Raw genomic sequence first — 23330 nt, 5'->3', positions numbered from 1 at the left:
ACTAGGAGACTTTGGTCTATTTTGTTTTGCCTCCTGGAAAAAGTATAGACCCCCTTTTGCCCAAAAATCATTATATAAAAATTACCAATACAAGAAGCAGGAAGTTTTTACCCCCTGCTTCCGTGTTTTAAGATATTTGCTAAATTATGTGTAATTCGAGCGGTTAGGCCCCATATAACTTTGTCCTCATACACATAAACTGGTACCTCTGATTTACCCTTTCTCCAATTATATCCATTGTCAAGTTTTAGCAGATTGTAGGGAAAGTCCTCCCCAATCTCTGGGACAATATCCACTTTATAGATAAATGGCTGCTGATTTTTGATATAATCCAAGGGCACCAAAAAGAACTCCTGAACCTCGTCCGTATTAATCTTTGCCTCCATCAACGCGGAGTAAGGAATCTCTCCCAGGAAGCAATACATGGTAAAGTTACTGTATGTGTAGAGGGAATCCATCTCGGAAATAATTCGAATATCTTTTTTCTTAATGCCCAACTCCTCATACGTCTCTCGGATAGCACACTGTCTTCTGGTCTCCCCCGGCTCCAAGCCTCCTCCAGGAAAACAGATTTCTCCTGGCTGAGTCTTCAATGACTTGGCACGAATCTCGTACAGCAGATAGACTTCTCCGTCCTTTTCCACCAAAGGAACCAATACGGAAAAATACTTGTAATAGCCAATCGCGTGGGGCTTTCTATTTTTAAATAACTCTTTTATCTCAGGTAAGTTCAATTTTTTCTTGCTCAATGTTTTTATCCTCTATTTTTTTATAATGTATATTTAAGTAAGAAGCAGCTAAGATTAGGCCTATACCCACATAGGTATTCCATAACAAATGATCTCCCAGCACCAAAACTGCAATAACTGGTGAAATCGCCGGCTTGATGAAAAAAGCAATAGAACCTGTAGCTGCATCGGACAATTTGATGGCATTAAAGTAGAAATAATAGCCTAGGCCTGTTACGAAGACGGCGATATAAAGCACTAGAATCAAGTTTGACCGCACTCCCTGGATGACTGGTCTGTCCAACATCACCATGACAGCCAACAGCACCAGCGCACCCAAGAGAAAGCTGATACTGGTCTGAACCAAGATACCCAGCTTCTGTATGCTCTTTTTCCCGACTACGGTGTAAAGACCGAAGGTAACGGCTGCAATCAGTATAAAAGCAATTCCCTCTATCGTGTTGCCTTTCTGGATGTCCCATGGCCGCACCATGAAGAGCAGCCCCAGCAAGCCCCAAGACAGCACGGCCAGCTTTTTTCGATTGAAATGCTCATCAGACATAAAATGAGCAAATATCATGGTAAACAAGGGATTGATGCACATGATGACCGAGGCAGTGGAAGCATTGGAATTCATCACGCCCAGCTGGAAAAATACCATACTGATCGGTATACATAGTGTACCCAAAGCCAACAAATAACCTACATCTTTCACCTCTAAGCGAATGTCATTTTTCTTCATTTCTCGAAGCGCTGGCGGAAGTAAGAAAATTCCACCGATAAAAAAGCGTAGGAAAGTCAGTTGCAGCGAATCTAAACCGTTGCCGGCCAGTTTTAAGCTTACCTCCATGGTCCCGAATAAAAATGCTGTTAAAAAAATATATATTCCAACTTTCTTCATCTGTGTTTATCCTCTGTTTCTATTGTTTCTATAGGCTCCTTTTTATCTCTCTATGAGTTCAAAAATGGCGGTGAATCCATCACCGCCATTTTTTCAAGCAATTACCTGCTCAATATTCTCCATTAATTTAATATTTCAAACTGGCTGAAATCGACGGATTTTAAGGTTTCCTTCTCCGCGCTGAGGCTTACGACGAATTCAATGTCATACCGATTTGAAATCTTCTTGAGTCTGTCCACGAACTCGGGAATGTTATCTTCATGAATGTCTGCATGTTTTAAGATACTGTCGATAAAAACAGTCTCGATATCATGGTCTGAGCTGATGATTCCATAAAGAAACCCTATGTACTCATCGCTGTTGGTGATGTGCTGAAAGTCTTCCATACATACCACCCGGATCTTGTGCTTCAAATCACACATCAGTCTCTGGTTTTTATTAATAAATACAATATTGCCTTTGCTGTCCTCTACCATTTCGTTGGCCATGTCCAGCATTGTCTTGGTCTTCCCCGAACCTTTCTTACCGATTAATAACTTAACCATTGTAACCGCCTCCTCTTTGAGCTATGCAATATCTGCACCCCTAAACCTGCTATTGAAGTAGCTTGTGTAACCACATTATACACTATCGCCTTTTTCTTATCAAGTCAAATCAACCAAACGCTCCTCAATTTTCTAAATTTTCGTAATTCTTCAAGCGAAGCTGCCCACAGGCTGCATCGATGTCCCGTCCCAGCTCTCTGCGGATGGTAGCCGTAATCCCCAGCCTTTCCAGCTGACGTTGAAATTCCTGGGCTTGAGCCCTAGAAGCTCCCTTCATTTGACTTTCCGTCACACTGTTTAAAGGAATCAGGTTTACATGACAGAGAATCCCTTTCAGCTTTTTAGCCAACTCCTGGGCGTGAACAGGCTGATCATTAACCCCTGCAGCCAATGCATATTCAAAGGTAATCCGCCTTCCGGTTTCCTGGGTGTATTCCTTACAAGCCTGAAGCAATTGCTGAATAGGATATTTTCGGTTGATGGGCATGGTCTGCTCTCGAATCAAATCATTAGGCGCATGAAGAGATACAGCCACATTCACCTGCGGAAAATCCTTGGCAAACTGAGCAAGCTTCGGCACAATGCCACAGGTGGAGACGGTGATACTCCGCAGCCCAATATTCAGTCCTTCCTTGCTGTGAACCAAATGTATAAACTTAAATAAGTTATCATAATTATCAAAAGGTTCTCCAGTGCCCATGACCACGATATTGCTGATTCGCTGACCAGTTTCTCGTTCCACCGATACGATTTGTTCCGCCATCTCTCCGGCAGTCAGGTTTCTCTTTAAGCCCCCTACCGCAGAAGCGCAAAAAGTACAGCCCATGCGGCAGCCGGCTTGAGAGGAAATGCAGATGGAATTGCCGTGCTTATATTTCATAAAGACACTTTCCACACTGTTACCGTCGTCCAAACCAAAGAGGTATTTTCTTGTGCCGTCTTCCTGGGAGACCTGGACCTGTAACAGCCGTAAACTGCCGACCTCACTTCGTTCCTCCAGCTTTTGCCGCAGCTCCTTGGACAAGTCTGTCATTTCTGCAAAGCTGCCTGCCCCTCTATACAACCATTTGTACACCTGCTTGGCCCGGAACTTCTTTTCTCCCAGCTCTTCAAAGAAATGCTCCATTTCTTCCAAACTGAGGTTTTTTAACTGAACCTGATCTGCCATGAGGTTCTCCTTTCCATCCTATTCTATCGTTGAAAAAGGGGTGCAGCTTTTGTACTGCCCCCTCTTTCGTCAAAGTCTTCTATTATATATGCTTCTACTTGTCTACAGAAGCTATACGCGTTCTACGTCAATCCCGGTATTGTGTCCGTTGAGATCATAGGCGGTCAAGCCAGTCTTTTCCTCCAATGCCTCTGCCAAAGTTTCCTTCATAATATATGCCCTGTGAGATGCCAGCGCCTTCTGTACGCTTTCATCTGCTGTAACAAAGATACGAATATGGTCCATCATCTCAAAGTCCTTCTGTTTTCTCAACTGCTGGACTTTAGAAATCAGTTCTCTGGCAATACCTTCATCTATCAGTTCCTGATTGAGGGTTGTATCTAAAATGGTAAACACATTGTTTTCCATGGCCACAGAGAAACCCTCCTTGGCGCTGATTTTAACCTCTACCATCTCTTTTTCCACAATTAGATCTTCACCATCCATGAGGATTGTTGCCTTGCCGTCCGCTTCCAGCTTGGCCACTAATGCTGCCGGATCGGCCTGGGCTAAAGCGCCACCGAAGGCCTTAATCTTGCCGCCCAGCACAGGGCCGGCCACCTTAAAGTTCGGCTTCAAGCTGTAATTCATGAACTGATCCAACTTCGTTTCAAAGACTACCTGCTTCACATTCAACTCTTCCATAATCAGCGGAGTTAAATCTCCAATCAGCTCTTCATATTTTCCGTCTACCAGCATCTCTGCCAGCGGCTGCCGCACTTTAATCCGCTCTTTCTCTCTGGTGCCTCTGCCCAAAGTAACTAAGGTTCGCACCAAATCCATACGCTCTTCCACATTTTTATGAATCAACTTGGTGTCTGCCTTCGGGAAGAAAGCCGTGTGTACCGATTCTTCTCCGGTGAGCTTCGTATAGATTTCATCCGCAATAAACGGTGCAAACGGTGCAATCAGCTTAGAAATACCCACCAAGATTTCATAGGTGGTAGCATACACACTCTGCTTATCTTCCGTCAGCGCTTCTCCCCAGAACCGTCTTCTGGCTCGCCGAATATACCAGTTGGAGAAATCCTCTGTTACAAACTCCTGAATCTTGCGCACAGACTTCATATGATCATACCGATCCATCTCTTCCGTCACATCCAAAATCAGCTGATTGTATTTAGACAGAACCCACCGATCCAGCTCCGGCCGATTTTCATAATCCACCGAACACTGCTCTATGTCGATTTCATCCTGATTGGAATAGAGCACGAAGAAGTTATATACATTTCGCAGGGTGCCAAAGAACTTGCTGACGATTTCAATCAAGCCGTCCTCGTCAAACTTGGTCGGGGACCAAGCCGGAGATACGTAGAGCAGATACCATCTAGTAGCGTCAGCCCCATATTTGTCAAACAGAGTAAATGGATCCACCGTATTGCCCTTAGACTTGCTCATCTTCTTGCCGTCCTTATCCAAAATCAAGTCATTTACCAGTACATTTTTATACGGGGCCTTGCCCTTGATAAAGGTAGAAATGGCTATCAGCGAATAGAACCAACCTCTGGTCTGGTCAATGCCTTCGCAGATGAAGTCTGCCGGGAACAGCTCTTCGTCGAAGTTTTCCTTATTCTCAAACGGATAATGCTGCTGGGCAAACGGCATGGAGCCGGAATCAAACCAGCAGTCCATTACCTCTGGTATGCGGGACATGGTCTTGCCGCAGTGGGAGCAGGCTAAGTGTACATCGTCCACATATGGCCGATGCAGCTCGATATCCGCTGTAATATCTTCTACTGCCTTTTCCACCAACTCGGCCCGGCTGCCGATGCACTCCAGATGGCCGCATTCACACCGCCAAATCGGAATTGGCGTACCCCAGTAACGATTTCGAGAGATAGCCCAGTCATTGACATTTTCCAACCAGTTGCCAAACCGTTTTTCGCCGACGAAATCCGGAAACCAGTTGACAGTCTTGTTGTTAGCCACCAGCTGGTCTTTCAGCTTGGTCATCTCAATGTACCAGCTCGGCTTTGCGTAATAAATCAGCGGCGTACTGCACCGCCAGCAGTGCGGATAGTTGTGCTCCATCTTTTCTTTGGCAAAAATCTTATCTTCCGCTGCCAGCCACTTGATGATATCCACATCCAGACCGTCTTCCATAACGAAACGGCCTGCCCACGGCGTATCGTTATATTTGCCCTGTTCGTCCACCGGATTCAGTACTGGCAGCTGATATCTTCTGCCTGTCTGATAGTCGTCTTCACCGAAAGCCGGTGCAGTATGAACAATGCCGGTACCGTCTTCTGTCGTTACATAATCAGCGCAAGTAATAAAGAAGGCTTTCTTGTCTGGCTTCAGAAATGGCATCAACTGCTCATATTCCATATATTCCAGCTCTTTGCCCTTCATTTCTGCTAGTACGCGGTATTTGTCTGCACCCAGAAGTTTATCAGCCAGATTCTTCGCCAGATAAAACACCCTGCCTGCCTCCGACGAAGCCGCATCCTCGTTAATCTGAGCCTTTACATAGTCAATATCAGCCCCTACCGTAAGAGCCACGTTAGAAGCCAAGGTCCACGGGGTAGTGGTCCAAGCCAGGAAATATTCGTTTTCTGTGTCTTTTTTCTTAAATTTAGCGGTAATCGTCTGTGTCTTCACTTCTTTATAACCTTGAGCTACTTCGTGAGAAGCCAAGCCGGTTCCGCAACGCGGGCAGTAAGGCAGAATCTTATGGCCTTCATAAATCAAGCCCGCTTTGAAAAATTCTTTTAGTATCCACCATCCGCTCTCAATGAAATTGTTATCCAAGGTGATGTAAGGGTTGTCCATATCAATCAGATAGCCCATCCGCTCCGTCATCTCCCGCCACATGCCTTCATAAGTAAAGACAGATTCCCGGCACTTTTCATTGAATTCCTTGATGCCATACTTTTCAATGTCCTGCTTTCCGGACATGTTCAGCTGCTTTTCCACCTCGATTTCTACCGGCAGACCGTGGGTATCCCACCCAGCCTTTCGCTTTACAGCAAAACCCTGCATGGTTTTATAACGGCATACAGAATCTTTTAGGGCTCTAGCGATAACATGGTGAATACCAGGCCTTCCATTAGCCGTTGGCGGTCCCTCATAAAAGATAAAGGAAGGCATGCCTTCTCTAGTAGTCACGCACTTCTCCAGTAAATGTTCTTCTTTCCAAGCTTTCGCTTGTGCTTTCTGCCATTCTGCAATAGGCTGTTCAGATAAATTTTGAAACCTCATGTTTGCAATCTTCCTTTCTTCAAAAAACGTGGTCTTCCCACGCTGCATTTTTCGTTTCGCCATGGAAATGGCTTTGTTAAAATGTAGGGCAATACAAAAAACAAAAAAGCCCTAATCCACTTTTGTGAATTAGGGACGATCTTTCCAGACCGCGGTACCACCCTATTTGCAAAACACCGGCTGCCGGGGTACCCTTGCGGGGTCCGCCCTGTCAGCGTTTCACCTCTCATATTGGATCAGGCTCCGGAGTGATATTCAACTACTGCTTCACCGCTGCGCTCTCAGCATATGCGCACCTCTCTGTAAGGATTTTACACAGGTCTACTGGTTCCATCAAGGCCCTAGGCTATTTAATTTGACAGTATTCGGATGAAATCATCCCTTTCACCCTATATACTTTTTCATTATATCTAGATGTAGTGTTTCTGTCAAGAAATTTGTCCAGGAGATTCTGTTTAGCACTTAGGTCTTAAATGAAATAGGCCTATTCATTCTATTAGCACAGTGGTATCACCGATAGATATGCTTTTTACAGCTTCCGGGTCAATCAGTCTGTCAAAGCGGTTGTACATTTGATACTCATAGACGGTTTCATTGCCTTCCTTTTTTGAAACGCAGGTATACCGCTTGTTTTTGCTGTTCCTATCATAAGTAATCCGACTTCCGTCCTTCAAATTGAGATGAACCGGAAATCGAAACAGATTGCCGGCGTTTGCCGCAGCTTTTACCGTAACACAAGAAGAAATCGGCGATATCGACACTTCACTAACTCGATAGGAGACATCATTGCCCTCTACGTTTTGATTTGGAGCAATGATTTTACTGCTGTCTTTGTAGGTGAAGTCCCAAGCGAGCTTCCACTCTCCTTTCACCAATACGGTACTCTCATCTTTTAAATCCTCCGCGGTCCGATAAACCCTTTCAGCGGATAAGTCCTTAAATACAAGCTCAATGGTTCCATCAACCAGTTTTCCGGTAGGCGTAACAGATACTATACCGGTGCGGTGGTGCTGGCTTTGCGCCAAAATTTCGTGTCCTGTAATAGTCATGGCGGTGTCTCCCTCCAGATTCTCTATCGGAGCATTTAAGGAATAGAATCCCCAGTCAGTACGTTCCTCTAATGTCGTTCCGTCGGATAACGCTGTCTCACTTGCCTCCTTCAGTGTAATTGATTTCGGCACGGACATCTCGTAAAGAACATAGAGCCCTTTGCTGTCTGCTAAAGTCTGCTTTACGGTAACAGTTACCCCCTCATGGGTCAGAGTGGCATCTGGCGCGGTTTGTGCTTCTTCCAGCATTGCTTCCTGCCCCGGCTGAATGCCGAAATACTCCATCAGCTTTACATGCCAGTTGAAGGTTACGGCCAGTGCAGACGTAGCTGTAATCATAACCAATAGGATGATCACCGCTGCTTGAATTGTAACTCTTCGCGTCATTCTTTTCAGGGGGGTTACTTCTTTTTTATTGCAGCTTGTAATACCTTGAAGCATCCGCTCTTTCTGCACAGTTCCAGGTGTCATCTGCTCAAAGTATCGATTTAGTTCTTCTTTGTTCATCTATATCATCCTCCTCCAGTATTAACTTCAACTTGCGCTTGGCTGCCAGCAAGCGCGTTCGGATGGTAGCATGGTTGACACCAAGCATCTCTGCAATTTCTACTGTTTTATACCCCTCATAATAGTAGAGATACAGTGGAAGCTTGTATTTGCTGTGCAAACCTTCCACGGCATTCCACAAATCGCAATCTGTATTTTCATCTAAATAGCCTTCTTCTTCCATCGTCCCCAGATAGGCCCTTTTAGAGTGCCACCAATGCGCCAAGGTATTACGGCATTCATTCTTCACTGTCACAATCAACCATGCCTTTATGTGTTCGTCATTTTGAAAGGTGTGATTTGACGCCATCAATTTGACGAAGGCTGATTGTGCAGCATCCTCTGCTTCACGGGAATCTTTAAGGAGCATTCGCGCAATGCGATATACCATATCAATGTACTGATAATAAATCTCTTCAATTTTCTTGTCTGTATGTAACGGCGAACCGTTCATGCAACCACCTCCTAGTGCTCAAGTCATGCTTGTTTAATTCCAATATTCATCGCTAGCAAATCTGCTGGTCAATATCACTTACACTATATAAACAAACTTAGGGCCACTTTTGTTTTCATTATTTGATAGATTTTTAGTATCTAAACAACTATATAATAGAAAACGACGGCTCATTTGAACCGCCGTTTGGCTAAATATTATATGATTGACTTGATCGTGTCCTTCTCGCTACTCTCTTGAAAACAGCCGGTCCAGTACATAGAAGATATCGTCCATGGTATACCCTTGGCCTTCCAGTTTTCTGGCCACCTTCCCCTTGATTTTTTGCAGTTCTTTATACTGCTGCTTTTTTTCTTCATAATTTTCTGGTTCCGTTCTTGCAGTATCCCAACTTAGACCCGCCAGAAGTTTCCGCCCCTGCTCCAAGGCCCGCTCCCTTTCAGCTGGCTTTTCCAACTCCTCAAAGAGATGGGAAAGCTCTTCTAAAAGCAGCCTGTCTATGCCCCTCTGTCCCAGTTCATAGCGGATTTTAACCAGACCTTTTCCTTTAGAAATACCGTACTCCACGTATCGTTCCACATAAGCTTCATCATCCAGATAGTGCCGTTCTAAAAGATACTTCATAGCCTGCTGGATTTCCTCCTGGTTATACTGCTTTTCCTCCAGGTGGCGGAGCATCTCCTGACAAGTCCGGTCCCTATACGCTAAATGTTTCAATGCAGCTTCGAGGGGGTCCTTTTTTTTCTTTTTTTGTTTCTCTTCTTTGTCCGTTTGATAAATCTCGTCCATATTTACGTGACCCGAAAGAGTTTCCTGCCCCTTGTCTGCTCCGGTTTTCTGTCCTCTCCTATATTCTCTGCTCATGGCTCCTCCTGTCCCAATGGGCTTTTAAAGTTATCTTTCAATACTGCTGTCCAATTCCATATCGTTTCGGTCGCCTATAACCATCTGACCACAACCGTCTGTTTCTGCTTCCCGCAGACAGCCCCAAATACCTGCTCCCCAGGCAGAAGCCCCGGCCCTAATCCCGGTCCCACTGCCTCTAACTCCTGCCCCAGTTCCAACACTAATGGCTGCATAAGGATTCCTGCTACTTGAGAAGCCAAAACCAATTCCAGTTGATCTTCACCAGTTCCTGTTCCGCCGGCCTCAGCACCGTCCAGAAAGCTCCTTTTCCTGGCTTCCACCACGGAAAAGCTGGAAAATCCCATTCCCGAAAACCCTAAACCCGTATACTTGACATAGGCCTCTTTTCTGGTCCATACCTGAAAAAAGGCCTCTAGTCCCCCCTGTCGGATATATGCTGCCTCCGTCTCTGTAAAAAAACGTTTGGCTAACTTCTCGTAAGGTAGGGGCTTAGGAACCTGAATGTCCACGCCCACTTCCACTTCCGCTACCAGGCAGACCCACAATTCTCCCGAATGACTGATGGAAAAGTAGAGGGGAAAATCCTCGATATAAGGCTTTCCGTGAGGAGTCCGCCGAATCAAACCATCAGGCACCCTCCCGGAGGCCCCCTTCCTGCCCGCGGCCTCTTTTAACCAGTTTTCCCATTCCGCCCCCATATAGTCTGCCAGAGCCGCCTGAATTAAGGTCTCTCCGGCTGCCCCTTTATGCTCTGCTCCCCTGTGCACATATGCAATCATCTATTAAAACTCCTATCAAAGAAGCACCACATATGCAATCTGATACATGGTGCTCCGTTTATTTCTCTTCAATAAATTTTAATTTTTGTTCGCTGGCATCAACCTTTACTTCTGACTGCTCAGCCTGGATAAAATCCGCTGATACCCCTCGGAGCCGTATACCAGACATTTGTTAATCCGGCTGATAGTCGCAGTGCTTGCCTTGGTCTCCTCCTCAATCTCGCTGTAGGTCCTCTTTTCCGATAAAAGCTTCGCTACCTGCAACCGCTGGGCAATCGCGTGGATTTCGTTGATGGTACAGATGTCCTCAAAGAATCTGTAACAGTCCTCCTCATCCTGCAAAGTTAGGATCGCTTTGAACAATTCGTCGATATCGTCACGCTTAAATTTTGATTCGTATGCCATGACCAAGCTCCTTTCAACCACTTTAACACTTTACAGGACGATTATAGCATTTTTTTCCGGAAACCGTCAACGAAAAACGGCAAAAAGGTGGCTGCCATACACAAGAAAATAAAGTCCTCCCTACTGAAAGCGAAGACTTTATTAGAAGAACTCCATTATTAAATATTGGATTTATATATGCTCGTAATACGAGTGATATCCTGCACCACTTCATCTATGTGTTCATAGGAAGTCCGATTGAGTAGCAGCTGCTGACTGATAATCAACGACAGTCGCTTCGCATGCAGATGTTTTCCCCGATCCCGGATCACATCGAAATCCGGAAATTCAGTCAGCATGGTGATTCTGGATATGTTAGCCGCAGCTGCAAATCCCAGCATCTCTTGCAGGATATTTCGGTAAATGGCCCCTCTATATTCCCTGCTGTGGCTATACGTTTCTTTACCAAACTGATCCCAGAGGGAATCGAATATCTCTACATAAGCAATGTAAATCTCCCGGACAGACTCCAGTAAATATTGCTGAAAGCTCGCTGCCTGATTCAGATTCTCCGGGGATTTAAAAGCACAGGCTGCATACTGGGAGATATAGTTGTTGAGCAAATATCCCAAATCGTAGGAATAGGGCCCCACAAAGGCGTATTCCATATCGATAACCTTCATCTCCTCTCCCCGAATAAAGATGTTAGAGGTATGAAAGTCTCCATGAATCAGACATTCACTTTTACGCATATAAATATCCCGCATAAGGTAACATTGGGCGATTAAATCATGGTTTTCCCAGATGTTTCTGGAAAGTGCATAGAGGTCTGAATTCAGCTCCGCATTTTCGCCCTTTTCGCCCAAAGGCGTGAATTCCGGGATAAAAATCCCGGCTTCAATAACTCTTCGCATGTCTCCGTTGACAAAAGTACACTCCAGCTGACGAAAAATGCTGGTATCCAGATAAATCTCCGACGTAAAAAAGTTGGAAACCGCCAGATATTCTGCAATTTTTCGAGACAAGCCAGGCTGCTTTTCCATTTTATTGAACTGATATCGTAGAATCTTCCACTGGGTGAGCGATTCCATGACAAAAACATTGTTTTCCTGGTCCATCAGGTACAGTTCTGGTAAATATTCTGCCACTACAGCACGCTTAAGGCGGGTTGCCTCATACTCCGTTTTATTTCGGCAGGTAGGTACTTCTATGGGAATAAGCTTGGAATAAGGCCGGGCCTGCTTGATAACCAAAGACTTCTGTTCTCCGCCCAGAGCGTAATCCACACAAAAAACAAAATTAATGTACCCATCTCCGCTGCCGCTTTCCGATGTTCCGCTGTCAAAGTATCGGGAAGTAATCTGCTGAGCCCCCTCTAAAAGATTCGTATGGTCTTTCAGATAATCTACTATATTGTATTCTGTCAATATAACCATTGCCTGTTCCCCTATTCTGATTTTAAAGATTTTGAATAAAGCGAATCAGCTCTTCGAACCCCTCACCCGTTACACAGCTGACTGCAAAGGACTGCTTTGCACCCGCCAGCTTTAAAAACCTCTCTGCTTTTTGGAGCATCTGCGGATCAGCCAAGTCTGCTTTTGTAATAACACCTACCGCCGGTTTGGCAAACATGGAAGAAAATCCTGGTGGGAAAATGCTCCCTGGCTCTGTGGCATCCTTAACAAATACAATGACTGCTGCATCTGCTGAGGTAATCTGCAAGCTGCTGTAGCGAGACCGCCGCTCGGTGTACTCGCCGGGGGTATCGATCATATTTTCTCCAATGACCTGTACGTACTGGGTCTTGTGATAGGCCAGCTCTTGCTGGTTTAAAAACTGGCAGAGAGTGGTCTTTCCCGCTCCGCTTCGGCCGATCATCATCATCTTTTTTGCTGTTTTCTGCATATTATGTCCTTGTAATCTCCGTTCTGGCGTACCCCATCTTATCACAGAGCAAGACTAAAATGTTTTTTAAGGCTGACTCTACTGCCGTAATGTTCCCTGCAATAAACAGAGAACCATTGAACCGATCAATAAAACCAATGCGGATATCTGCCGCCTTCGTCGCCAGATCTCCGGCAATAATTGCCGCTTCGCTGGGAGTTATGGTTAAAACACCAACGCTTCCGGATAATTCCACCAACCCTAATTTCTCATATAATTCATCTGTAGGCTTTGCGATGATATGAGCCAAAGTAACTTGTTTTCCTGGCACATATTCTTGAATGACCCGCTGCTTTTCGGTTTCCATTTTTATTAGCCTCCCTCTCTACGGTGCTGCAATTATTGAACAAGGGGCTATACCCTGCGGCATAGACCCTTGATAGCCTCTGTCTTTACATGATACTTTTAATCAAGTCTTTGTGAGGAGAAGAAATAACGCTGTAACTGGTAATTTCCCCCGTTTCTTTTAGCTCGTTCAGACAGGAATTCACTGCGGATTTCACCGCGGAAATCTCCCCTGTGAAAATCAAGAAACCTTTTCCTCCCAGACCTCTTGCTATTCTTATCTCTATCAAACGAACATTGGAAGCCTTGGCTGCAATATCTCCTGCGGTTACTGCCGTTAAAGCAGAAATGGTTTCAATAATTCCCAATGCAGAAATGTTGGCAACCTCGGCGGTTCCTGAAATGGCAGAAGGTAAGGACTCATGTACATTGTTTATAATGTGATGGCCCACTAAAAACGTTTCCGCTTTTGCGATTCCCGCTTTCACTGAACTCTTTACCGCGCCCACATTTCCTTCTACTATTATGATATACTTTCCCGGACAAATGGGCGTTGCCAGGAGCAATTCCACACTGGCGGCCTTTAACATGTCATCAGTAGTTTCTATGCCTACGGGAATACTTTTTAATTCTACTAATCCTATTGACTGTCCCATGAGCTACCTCCACTTTCATCAATCAAATTAACTAGGCAAATAAGAGCGTAGCTGCGCAAATCAAAATCATAATCGTGGTAGCTGGCGGGTCGATATGGGTGTCGCAGTGACTGTTAAAGGTATTGATAACAAAGTCACCGATCAAAGAGCCTAGAATACCGAAGATGATACCCATCGCTGGGTTGCCAGACCAAACTGCTGCGCAAGCTGCCGGATAAGCGATATGATGGGTTGCTGGGCAAGCGAAGCCAGTCTGGGTGAAAATCAGCGAAGCGGCTGCAATACCGAAGCATACGATAGGGAATGAACCCAAAACTGCGGCATCCACTCCAGCACGAACCATCTCTGCATAAATTAAGCTGATGGCAACACCAATGCCTAACCCGAGAAGCACATTGCAAGCGAAGCCTTTTCCGCCGGAGAACCATACCCGGTTGCCTTCGCCTTCATATTTACCAGTGAGACCGGTGGTACCAAACATGAACCGAGTCACTACAGCCAAAATAACAACCGTTGTTCCTGGTAAGTCCGATGGGAAGCTGATAGCTGCCAGCACCTGAAATATCAACATACCAACCAGACCGAAAATACCGCCTACAATCAGGGTCATCGGATCGCCAGTCCCCCATAGGGAAGCTGTAATATCCACGCCGTTATCCAGTTTCTTCGTCTTGTGAGCGTAAGCTGCTGCCGCAACGCCGCCGGCAAAGGCTACGTGAGGACCCAGATACGCACCAAAAGCCACATAACCTACTGTTAAGTCCGCTGCACCTGCTAGGGCAGCCGTTCCACCTGCAATGGCAATAAAACCTGTTAAAATAAATGCCGGTAATGCGCCAATATAAGCACCGATTACACCGCCGCCAAATGCGGCTATAATTAATAACCATTGTAAATTTTCCATAATCCGTTCCTTCCTTTTCTAATCATAGAATTTGATTATGCCTGTAGACGAATACCCTCAGCTGTTACAGCCGTAACGGTTCCCGAAATGCTGGCATGAATGTTACTTCCCAACTTACCTTCAGAAATCTTTGCTAATAACTGTCCTCTGTCCACAGAATCGCCTTCCTTAACAACGGATTCCGCCGGTGCGCCCACGTGCTGTCTCAGAGGAAGAAATACATTTTTAAATTCTTTATCGAGAGCTACCATGGGAGCAGGCTGATCATAGGAACTAAGACCTAACTTAGTGACCAGCTTCGCTACTGGAAACTTTTTGTATTCGCGAAATGCTGCGGCCTTTTCGGGCTGATTGTGCAGCGTGTTTTTGATACCGGCCTTGCCCAATTCTTTTTTCAAGGTGCTGTTCATCTTCCACGGCTGCAAGTCTTGTATGCAGGCGTATTCGCATAACCGACATTCGCAGCATAAAAAAGCATTTATCGCAGAAGACTGGCCATCACAGATTTTTCCATAGCTTGGTATGCGTATCAGCTTGTGGGGTTCCAGCCTGTGTCCCAGCAAGTTTCTTGGGCAGACCTCGGTACAGAGGCTGCAATGCATACAAGCGGTTTTTGCTTCCCGCATCATGTGAGACACACCTTTGGTCAAGCTGTTAATCAGTGGATGACCTGCCGGCAGCACGATGAGCCCCTTTACAGTCTTCGTGATTACATCTTCCGGGGATATGGTCTTACCCATCATCGGTCCGCCATTGACAATCACATAGTCTTTTACGGTGACACCTCCAGCCAGCTCAAGGGCTTCCCTTACTGTAATGCCCAAAGGAACCTGAGCGGTAATTGGCTTCGCCACCGCTCCAGTGACGGTAATATACTTATCCGTCACATTCTGCTGACTGACACAAGCATCATAGGTGTTTAAAACAGTCTCCACGTTGGTAACGATAACACCTACATTCAACGGAATGCCACCCTCTGGCACGATTCGCCTGGTCACCTCATATACCACCACCTGCTCATCCCCTGCTGGATAAAAATTACCCAACAGATAAAGTCGCAATTTAGGATACTTATGTAGTTGGGCCTTTAACGCATCTTCCGCATCGTGGTACTTCGCTTTCAAAGCCACAATTCCTTCCGCTGCCCCAACGTGATCGACAATCAGCTGCAAGCCCCCAAGAAGCTTTTCAGCTTCTTGGGCCATTAGCTGCTGGTCCACTCGCAGTAAAGGTTCACACTCTGCCCCATTTATAATTACATATTCAGCTTTTGCATTGTATTTCACATGGCTGGGAAAACCTGCGCCGCCTGCGCCGACAATCCCTGCCTGTTCTACCGAAGCTGTTAAACTTTTTTCCATGCTGACACCTCACCTTTACCTTACGTCCAATCCTCCTACCAACACGCATCTGCGTTTTCTAGCGAAGGATTTGGCCGATGTAAGACCTTCTCCTGTCGGTCCAGCGATGGTAAAGGTGGTATAGCCCTCTCCACCAACACCGATTCCGGCATAAGATGGACCATTTTTAACGAAAATAGTCGTCTGGATAAGTTTTGCCATCTTGGTCAGCTTATCGACATTCCTAGAGTGCATGATTGCCGTATGTCTGTTCCCATGCTCCAGCTTAATGGCCAGCTGGATGGCTTCATCTACATCTTTTACCCGGACTACCGGCAGAATCGGCATCATCAATTCTTCCTGCACAAACGGATGCTCCTTGCAAGCCTCCATAAGGATGACCCGCACTTCCGGACCTACCTGAATGCCTACGTGAGATAGAATGTGTTGAGCACTCTTGCCTACAAAATTGGTTTTTGGACCGCCTTTTTCATTTAAAACCAGCTCTTCCAGTTGACTGATAAGCGCCTGATCCTTTACCTCATAGGCTCCGCACTTCTTCATATTGAAGATTAAGTAGTCGGCGATGGAGTCTACGGCTACCACTTCCTTCTCTGCAATGCAAGGAAGGTTGTTGTCAAAGCTGCAGCCATCCACAATATCGGCTGCTGCCTTTTCAATATCCGCTGTCTCATCTACAACTACCGGCGGGTTTCCCGCTCCTGCACCGATGGCTTTTTTGCCGCTGGACAATACCGTCTTTACAATGGCAGGGCCACCCGTTGCCACCAGCATCCGCACAGCTGGGTGTGCCATCATCTTGTTGGTATTTTCAATAGATGGTTCCTTAACTGTCACGATAAGGTTTCTCGGTGCACCAGCCTCCTCTAAGCCCTTGTTTATTAACTTAATCAAGGTTAGCGATACGTTCTTGGCTCTTGGGTGAGGGCTAAAAATTACAGAGTTTCCTGCTGCCAGCATACCGATGGAGTTGCTGATGATAGTCTCCGTCGGATTTGTAGTTGGCGCAATAGCTCCGATTACACCAAACGGGGAATATTCTACGATAGTCAACCCGTCATCACCAGTCATAGCCTCTGTTGTCAAATCTTCAATACCTGGGCTCTTATTGGCAGCCAGAGCATTTTTAATCAGCTTGTGCTCATATTTGCCCATGCCAGTTTCTTCTACTGCCATCTGAGATATCAATTCCAGGTTTTCTTTCTTTAAGACTACGTCTCGGATTACCTGCACATACTTGGCCCGATCTGACATGCTGCAGTTCAAATATTTTTGCTGCGCAATGGTAGCGGCTTCGGCCGCATCGTCCATATGTTCAAAGATTCCATATCCGTACTCTTTGTTTTCTAATGAGGCATTTACGTTCACATTTTCAATTACCTTTTTTACCAATGCCTCTATCATGTTTACATCTATATTCATTCTTACTGACCTCCTGAAACTTGCTTTAATGCAAACTGTGCAATCGCCATGTCTTCTTCCGAACTGCCACCGCTGACGCCGATAGCCCCTACAATCTTTCCGTCCACCTTATACGGAATACCGCCGCCAAAGGCAATGATATGTCCTTCGTGCAGATGTTGGAGACTGTAAAATTCTCCGCCTGGCTCAATCAGCTCTGCCAGCTGTTCCGTTGGCAGCTTCAGCGCATTTGCCGTATAAGCTTTACTGAAAGAGACCTTGATACTGATTAAAAGCGATTCTTCCATCCGATGGAGCAACATCAGATTTCCTCCGCTGTCCACGGCTGAAAAAACCATAGGAACATTCATTTCTTTCGCTTTTTGCTCTGCGTACTGAGCCATTCGTTTGATGGTTTCCAAATCGAAAGGCGGGTTTTGACAATCATCTCGCTGCCCCCCGGCTTTTTCTACGACTTTTCTGACCGTCTCTTCTACTTTGGCTCTCAGCTCCGCCTGCTCCACATAGGTTTCTTCCAGTCTCGCTAAAGCATATATAGCATCGGACAGCCGATTGATATAGCGGTGCAGATTCTCTCGAATATCTACTTGTCTCGAGGCGGAAATAACGGTCCGCTCTGCCCGTCTGATAATGGTCCTTGCCACGTGCATCGCTGCCGAAGCACTGTTCACTCCTGGAATGACGAAAGCGGTCTGCTTTCCTGTCGTCTCCGTACAGGTGTCCACAATACCTTCCAAAACAGCTACATCTTCGTCAGAAATGGTATTTTTCAGGATGGATAGCCCCTTTTCATCACTGGCTAATTCTGCACCAAGAACAAACAGCTTCTTTTGAATGCCATGTATGCATTCTCTGATATAGGGGTGCTCTGTGTAAGAGTATGCTAAACCCAGCATCGAGTTGGCTTCGTCAATGGTTCCGTAACAATCCACCCGTGGACTGTCTTTTGGCACTCGCGCTCCGCCTACTAATCCGGTCTGGCCCTTATCCCCCGTTTTGGTATATAAGTTTGCCAAAATCCATCACATCCTATATATTTAATTCTACAGAATCTACAATACCAACAATGGTGGCATCCACAGGAGTAGTTGGATTACCCAAGGCGTACTTTGCAGAGCTGCCCTTGGCAATAATAACCATTTCTCCTGTACCTGCCCCCACCGTATCAACTGCTATCTCCGTTTTACCGACGACTTCCATTGCATCCGATAATTCTTTAACAAGTAACATCTTGTTGCCGATCAAATTGTCATCCTTGCGTGTGGAAACGACTGTTCCAACTACTTTTGCTAAATACATATTAATCTCCTTATTCTCTAATTAACTGTATCTTATTTTCTCTTGCTGTTTCCTCCGCCAATTTGGTCACAAGTGCATCCTTGCTGATCTTAATGACTTTGCACCCTGCATTTAACAGGATATCGGTTTTGCCGATTACTTTACCAGTAATCAAACCGCACCTGGAATTCACACCCGTTCCGCCTGATGTTTCGACTTTTTTCGCCCCAGAGGCAGAACTTCCCGGTCCCTGATGCAATACCTTCTTCTTCGTGCTGTCATATAAGTTTTCAAGAGTAGTCAAATATGCTCCATAGGAAGCCATTTTTCTCATGTTATCTCTCAGCTGCTCTTTCAGCGGCTCCCTCATTTGATATCCCTTTGCAGCACGTTCCTTATTATCTGGACAACAGCCATCTATACCGATAATCACATTTTTTCCTCGCATCATCGCGTTGGAGATTAATCGGGAGGCTGGGGTATCAGCTATACAGCAGGCAAGCTTTGCCGCCGTATTGATGGTCATAGTGGGAACAATGATAGTTTCAAACTCTCTTGCCAACTGTTCCGGCAGACCTGATTTTCCTGAATTGTCCTGATAAATTTCCTCAGGCTGCAACACCTCTCGGATTTGGGATAAATTTAGAAGGGAAGCGGCACTTTCTGATAAGCATACGTGGAATTGGAAACCGTCTTGCCGAAGCCGTCTCAGTTGTTCCATAGCCTGATCTGCATTGAGCAGGGAACCAGTGAACACCACCAGGGCCCGCTTATTATACAGGGCAATTTTCTCTGCGACTCTTTCGGCGATGCAAGCTACCAGCACCTCGTAAATAACATCTTTCAAGTCTTCTCTTGACATAAAATACCACCATTTATGTGTGGCTGTGAGAATGCTATTTGATGATTCTCACACCATCACCATTCTTCACACCAATTGCATTTGCTTCATCCATATCCAAATGAATCTCCAATGCGTCCTTTTCAGATACTCGGAGAAGCACATTCTTTAAAATGGCTCCCCGTTCTCCCCCTACTTCTACATTGACGAGATCTCTGTTCTTTGCACCAATTTTTTTGGCGATGTCAGGCGGCATATGGATGTGTCTTGCTGCTACAATCAGCCCCTGTTCCTTTTTTACAGTACCCATAGGGCCGATTATTTCAAGACCAGGTGTACCCTCTAACTTACCAGACTCTCTGATAGGAGCTTTCACGCCCAGGACATACGTATCATTCGTCGAGATCTCTATCTGAGTCTGAGCCCTAAGAGGTCCTAAAACCCGCACATTTTCCTGCTGGCCTTTAGGACCCTTCAGGGTCACTACCTCTTTGGAGGCATACTGTCCCGGTTGTTTCAAGTCTTTTATTCTGGTAAGCTCAGAACCCTTACCGAAAAGAATATCCATGTCCGCTCGATCCAGGTGGATGTGGCGATTGGATACTCCAATCGGTATAGACAGGCTTCTGAGAGAGAGTTCCTCCATTACCAACTTAGTAATCATTCGCACGAATTCCTCATTGGTCATATCTAAGGTACTCATATGATTCTCCTCTTCTTCTTACAGACCCTTTGGCAGAAGATTCTCAACATCCGTGTGAGGTCTTGGGATAACATGCTGAGATACGATTTCGCCTACTTTAGCTGCTGCGCAAGCGCCAGCATCTACGGAAGCCTTTACAGCTCCTACATCGCCGCGAACCATTACAGTTACCAACCCGGAACCAATCTTTTCATATCCGATTAACTTAACGTTAGCTGACTTTGTCATCGCATCTGCTGCTTCGATAGCTCCAACTAATCCCTTTGTTTCAATCATTCCTAATGCTTCATTCATGATAAAATCCTCCTATTATCATAGATTTTACTTTGCCATAGCTTTTAACTTGCTCTTGTTTTTATTTCTTCGGTCTATTGCTTCTTCTTGTGTTTTTCTTCTGTGCCGTCTCCGATTTGATCTCCGTCTTCGTCTCCTGTACTGGCTGAACCGCTGGCTTGGCTGCTTCTTCGGCTGGTGCCGCTTCCGCTACCTCCTGCTCTGGTTCCGTCTCCTTCGGAGCGATTACTTCCTCCAGCTTTTCTTCCGGCTTTTCCTTCGTGTGTTTCGGCTCTTCTACAACATCAATTTTCTCTGCTGCTTCAGGTTCTGTCACACGTTCAGAAACAATCGGTTCTTTTGCTTCTGCCGGCTCTGACACAGGTTCTGACCCAGTTCCCGGTTCACTTATCTCTTCCGGTGATTCGATAATCGGTTCCTGCTCTGGTTTTTGCTCCGCTTTTTTCGGGGCAGTATATCCAACTGTGTCTCCATTTCGAATCATCGTTTCGAGACCTTCTGACGGTCTTGCGATGACTTTTGTCGCTGCGACTCCACCCACCTGCAAAGCTGCTGCTTTAGCTGCTTCGATGGCTGCCTTCACCGCTCCGACATCGCCTTCTACTTTGATGACCGTCCTTCCGGACCCTTTGGCCAACTCGTAGCCCACAAGGTCCACGTTGGCGGATTTCACCGCTGCATCCGCTGCCGCTATACCGACAGTCAGACCCAGGGTTTCAATTAAACCGAGGCTTTTTAGCATGACTGGTTCACCTCCTTCTGCAAACCTCCGGCCTGCTTATTCCTGTATTGTCCTAAATGGCATCCTCTTTACCAATCTGGCCCCGTTGGTTCCTATGGACCGAATCTTTCCCATTTCATCGTGGGTAGAGATATTGAACAAAGGGGATTCTGCCTGCAATTTTTCGTAGTGCAGGGCGATGTGTCCCTCCGTAATACCAATCCCTACGCCAAGCCTAGAATGCTGGCAAGCTTCATATGCCATTGCGATATGATTGCTGTCATCTACCGCTATTATCTCGTAAGGTATTCCCTCCTCTTCAATGCCGAAGCATATCTGATTGAGGATGTTTTTGCCGCCAAAGGATTCCTCTACATGGATTCGAATGGTCGGCTTCGATTCTTCGCTCAACAACATAATCAACCATCTTTCTCTGCCGCCGACAGGACCAGGCCTGTAGCAACTGCATTTCTCGGCCCTTCCGACCCTCTGATGTTGCCTCTCCCCGATACAATTCGGTATTGAGCGAGGGCGTCTGTAACAAGCTGAGGTATTTCAAAGTCTAAAGCTGAACCTCCGACGAGAACGACAAACTGTATATCTCTCACGTTATTAGTTGGACTAACTTTTGTCAGCGCTCTAATCGCATTTGTTACAAAAACCTTTTCCTTTGCGGCCTTCCTTATAAGCTTTATTTTCTCAATAGAGTAATCTCCCTCCATGGGAACCATGGTTCCCTCTTTCAAAATGATTACCTTCGCAAATACGTTTGCATCTAAAGGGGTTTCAAAGAACTGCACCGTTCCATCTTCATGTCTGATGTGGAATAAACTTTCTACCTTGGCCAGCGGATATTTTTTAATATCTTCAGCGGTATTAAAGTCCGGTAGGCCCATTTCCGACTGAATCAGCATGGTTACCATATTGCCTGCACCGGCTAAATGGATAGAGGTTATCTTTCCGCTAGGAGTTATAATAGAAGCGTCTGTGGAGCCCGCGCCCATGTCCAAAATGGCTAGCGGTTTGTTTGTACCTGGTGTAGTTAATGCTCCGCGGATGGCCATATCGGCTTCCACACCGCCTACGTTTACCTGTACCTGAATTTTCTCGGACAATTCCAACGCAATTTTATCCATTTGCAGCTTGCTGGCTTTTACCATAGCTGCGATACCTACTGCGTTTTCCTGGGAAAATTCATTAGCCAGACCCCCTTGAACTTTTTGCGGTGTAAAGGTATCCACTGCCAGCAGATCCTTGATCTTCACTACCTGCGGGTGCAAACTGGTTAAGTTTGCCATGACCTGTCTTACTCTCTCCAGCATGCCGCCTGCATTGGTTCCCGGCTCTCCCTTTACGTCTTCCACGTCCATGATTGTATTGACTGCTTCCATGATCTTTGCCGATCCGTTGTCTACGTCGACCTTAACGGACTTCTGCGAACCTACAATCTCTATGGTTCCTGCCGGAATTTTTCTTTCCTTTACGTCACCCTCCGGCGTCTTTATAACAACTGCCGAACGATTTCCTATCAACGCTCTGGCGATGGGTACTACTTGTTTTGTCTCATCGGAATCCAGACCAAACATGGTAGCAATTCCATAGGGATTAGACAAAACTTCAACGACCTTGCCTGCATCGGCGACTTCAACAGCGCAGAGCATATGGAGGGGAACTTTATCGACAAGTCCGACCTCGTCTACAATAGGTATTTTCTTATCCAGCCGATTGTTTATGAGAACTCCGTCGTCCTTTTGAACAATGGCGGCGGTAATGGTCTTCTGTCCGGAGAACCGATTAATCTCTGCCGCAGCTTTCTCAAAGTCTACAGACGCCGGGATTACAACAATGTAATCTTTGTTATTCGAAGCCTGTTCCAACTCCGTAATCAAAACAGTTTCACCAACACCTACCCCTAATCCGCCGGGTGTAGATGGGTTGTGACCAATCATGGTGGATTCTGTGATAATTGTTTCTGTAATGGTCTCCATAGCTACGTCTCCGATAACCGGAGCAGCTTCATTGACCCGTATTTCTTCCAGATCCTCCATTTTCAGCCCTGCTTTATCCAAAGCATCTGTAAGTGATTTAAAAAGGCCGCTGATGTTCGCTGAGGTTCCTTTTATTCCGGTAGTAGGAACAATACCACTGGACAGAAATTCTACTTTGCCATCTTCAATTTTTCCAATGGATGTTTCCGTCGTAGCATTTCCTATATCTATACCCGCAATAATCTTCATAAAGTCCTCCATCTTGGCTAAGA

At 45.8% G+C, this 23330-nt stretch carries 25 protein-coding genes; all 25 read right to left on the bottom strand.

Going from position 1 to position 23330, the window contains the following annotated elements; all coding sequences use genetic code 11:
- Positions 1-107: 107 nt before the first annotated feature.
- The 25 genes from Ami103574_RS07530 to Ami103574_RS07410 all read right to left on the bottom strand — a co-directional run bounded on the left by Ami103574_RS07530 (position 108) and on the right by Ami103574_RS07410 (position 23307).
- The gene (locus Ami103574_RS07530; RefSeq protein ID WP_163066216.1) at positions 108-749 is read right to left on the bottom strand and encodes an NUDIX hydrolase; all 642 of its coding nucleotides are present in this window, start codon (positions 747-749) and stop codon (positions 108-110) included.
- The gene (locus Ami103574_RS07525; protein WP_163066214.1) at positions 721-1629 is read right to left on the bottom strand and encodes a DMT family transporter; all 909 of its coding nucleotides are present in this window, start codon (positions 1627-1629) and stop codon (positions 721-723) included. The genes Ami103574_RS07530 and Ami103574_RS07525 overlap by 29 nt, the downstream gene beginning before the upstream one ends.
- 122 nt (positions 1630-1751) lie before the next feature.
- The gene (locus tag Ami103574_RS07520) at positions 1752-2174 is read right to left on the bottom strand and encodes a hypothetical protein (protein WP_163066212.1); all 423 of its coding nucleotides are present in this window, start codon (positions 2172-2174) and stop codon (positions 1752-1754) included.
- 124 nt (positions 2175-2298) lie between these two features.
- On the bottom strand, positions 2299-3342 hold the full coding sequence (rlmN, locus tag Ami103574_RS07515) for a 23S rRNA (adenine(2503)-C(2))-methyltransferase RlmN (protein WP_163066210.1): 1044 nt from the start codon (positions 3340-3342) through the stop codon (positions 2299-2301).
- Positions 3343-3453: 111 nt separating this feature from the next.
- Positions 3454-6582: an isoleucine--tRNA ligase gene (ileS, locus tag Ami103574_RS07510; RefSeq protein ID WP_163066208.1), complete on the bottom strand. Its 3129-nt coding sequence runs from the start codon at positions 6580-6582 to the stop codon at positions 3454-3456.
- 488 nt (positions 6583-7070) lie between these two features.
- Entirely contained in the window at positions 7071-8138 is a 1068-nt protein-coding gene (locus tag Ami103574_RS07505) for a DUF4179 domain-containing protein (RefSeq protein ID WP_163066206.1), read from the bottom strand.
- Positions 8107-8631 (bottom strand): RNA polymerase sigma factor, encoded by a 525-nt coding sequence (locus Ami103574_RS07500; protein ID WP_163066204.1) that lies wholly within the window; start codon positions 8629-8631, stop codon positions 8107-8109. The genes Ami103574_RS07505 and Ami103574_RS07500 overlap by 32 nt, the downstream gene beginning before the upstream one ends.
- A gap of 228 nt (positions 8632-8859) precedes the next feature.
- Positions 8860-9495 carry a regulatory protein RecX gene (locus tag Ami103574_RS07495; protein WP_163066202.1) on the bottom strand — a complete coding sequence of 212 codons (636 nt, stop codon included), beginning with the start codon at positions 9493-9495 and terminating at the stop codon, positions 8860-8862.
- 74 nt (positions 9496-9569) lie between these two features.
- Positions 9570-10277: a 4'-phosphopantetheinyl transferase family protein gene (locus tag Ami103574_RS07490; protein ID WP_163066200.1), complete on the bottom strand. Its 708-nt coding sequence runs from the start codon at positions 10275-10277 to the stop codon at positions 9570-9572.
- Between the two features lie 105 nt (positions 10278-10382).
- Entirely contained in the window at positions 10383-10682 is a 300-nt protein-coding gene (locus Ami103574_RS07485; RefSeq protein ID WP_163066198.1) for a YerC/YecD family TrpR-related protein, read from the bottom strand.
- A gap of 158 nt (positions 10683-10840) precedes the next feature.
- Positions 10841-12097 (bottom strand): phosphotransferase, encoded by a 1257-nt coding sequence (locus Ami103574_RS07480; RefSeq protein ID WP_163066196.1) that lies wholly within the window; start codon positions 12095-12097, stop codon positions 10841-10843.
- Between the two features lie 22 nt (positions 12098-12119).
- Positions 12120-12566, bottom strand: a complete 447-nt coding sequence (locus Ami103574_RS07475; RefSeq protein WP_163066194.1) for a EutP/PduV family microcompartment system protein — start codon at positions 12564-12566, stop codon at positions 12120-12122.
- Position 12567: 1 nt separating this feature from the next.
- Positions 12568-12912 carry an ethanolamine utilization microcompartment protein EutS gene (eutS, locus tag Ami103574_RS07470; protein ID WP_163066192.1) on the bottom strand — a complete coding sequence of 115 codons (345 nt, stop codon included), beginning with the start codon at positions 12910-12912 and terminating at the stop codon, positions 12568-12570.
- An 85-nt stretch (positions 12913-12997) separates the two neighbouring features.
- Entirely contained in the window at positions 12998-13546 is a 549-nt protein-coding gene (locus Ami103574_RS07465; protein WP_163066190.1) for a BMC domain-containing protein, read from the bottom strand.
- Positions 13547-13577: 31 nt separating this feature from the next.
- The gene (locus tag Ami103574_RS07460; RefSeq protein ID WP_163066188.1) at positions 13578-14450 is read right to left on the bottom strand and encodes a hypothetical protein; all 873 of its coding nucleotides are present in this window, start codon (positions 14448-14450) and stop codon (positions 13578-13580) included.
- 35 nt (positions 14451-14485) lie between these two features.
- The gene (locus Ami103574_RS07455) at positions 14486-15811 is read right to left on the bottom strand and encodes an SLBB domain-containing protein (RefSeq protein WP_163066186.1); all 1326 of its coding nucleotides are present in this window, start codon (positions 15809-15811) and stop codon (positions 14486-14488) included.
- Positions 15812-15826: 15 nt separating this feature from the next.
- Positions 15827-17233 (bottom strand): aldehyde dehydrogenase family protein, encoded by a 1407-nt coding sequence (locus Ami103574_RS07450; protein ID WP_163066184.1) that lies wholly within the window; start codon positions 17231-17233, stop codon positions 15827-15829.
- Positions 17234-17235: 2 nt separating this feature from the next.
- Positions 17236-18249: a cob(I)yrinic acid a,c-diamide adenosyltransferase gene (locus Ami103574_RS07445; protein ID WP_163066182.1), complete on the bottom strand. Its 1014-nt coding sequence runs from the start codon at positions 18247-18249 to the stop codon at positions 17236-17238.
- 13 nt (positions 18250-18262) lie between these two features.
- Positions 18263-18532, bottom strand: a complete 270-nt coding sequence (locus Ami103574_RS07440) for a EutN/CcmL family microcompartment protein (RefSeq protein ID WP_163066180.1) — start codon at positions 18530-18532, stop codon at positions 18263-18265.
- A gap of 10 nt (positions 18533-18542) precedes the next feature.
- The gene (locus Ami103574_RS07435) at positions 18543-19373 is read right to left on the bottom strand and encodes a flavoprotein (RefSeq protein WP_163066178.1); all 831 of its coding nucleotides are present in this window, start codon (positions 19371-19373) and stop codon (positions 18543-18545) included.
- 34 nt (positions 19374-19407) lie between these two features.
- Positions 19408-20055 (bottom strand): phosphate propanoyltransferase, encoded by a 648-nt coding sequence (pduL, locus tag Ami103574_RS07430; protein WP_246213216.1) that lies wholly within the window; start codon positions 20053-20055, stop codon positions 19408-19410.
- Between the two features lie 18 nt (positions 20056-20073).
- Positions 20074-20352: a BMC domain-containing protein gene (locus Ami103574_RS07425; protein WP_216859248.1), complete on the bottom strand. Its 279-nt coding sequence runs from the start codon at positions 20350-20352 to the stop codon at positions 20074-20076.
- Positions 20353-20410: 58 nt separating this feature from the next.
- Positions 20411-21091, bottom strand: coding sequence for a BMC domain-containing protein (locus Ami103574_RS15955; RefSeq protein WP_207710528.1), 681 nt, complete (start codon positions 21089-21091; stop codon positions 20411-20413).
- A gap of 36 nt (positions 21092-21127) precedes the next feature.
- Positions 21128-21487, bottom strand: a complete 360-nt coding sequence (locus Ami103574_RS07415; RefSeq protein WP_163066176.1) for a glycerol dehydratase reactivase beta/small subunit family protein — start codon at positions 21485-21487, stop codon at positions 21128-21130.
- A 2-nt stretch (positions 21488-21489) separates the two neighbouring features.
- Positions 21490-23307 (bottom strand): diol dehydratase reactivase subunit alpha, encoded by a 1818-nt coding sequence (locus Ami103574_RS07410; RefSeq protein WP_163066174.1) that lies wholly within the window; start codon positions 23305-23307, stop codon positions 21490-21492.
- Between the last annotated feature and the right edge of the window lie 23 nt (positions 23308-23330).

The sequence above is a fragment of the Aminipila butyrica genome, assembly GCF_010669305.1.
Classification (GTDB): Bacteria; Bacillota; Clostridia; order Peptostreptococcales; family Anaerovoracaceae; genus Aminipila; species Aminipila butyrica.
Note: the sequence above shows the minus strand (reverse complement) of the source record. Positions and strands in the feature narration are given on the sequence as shown.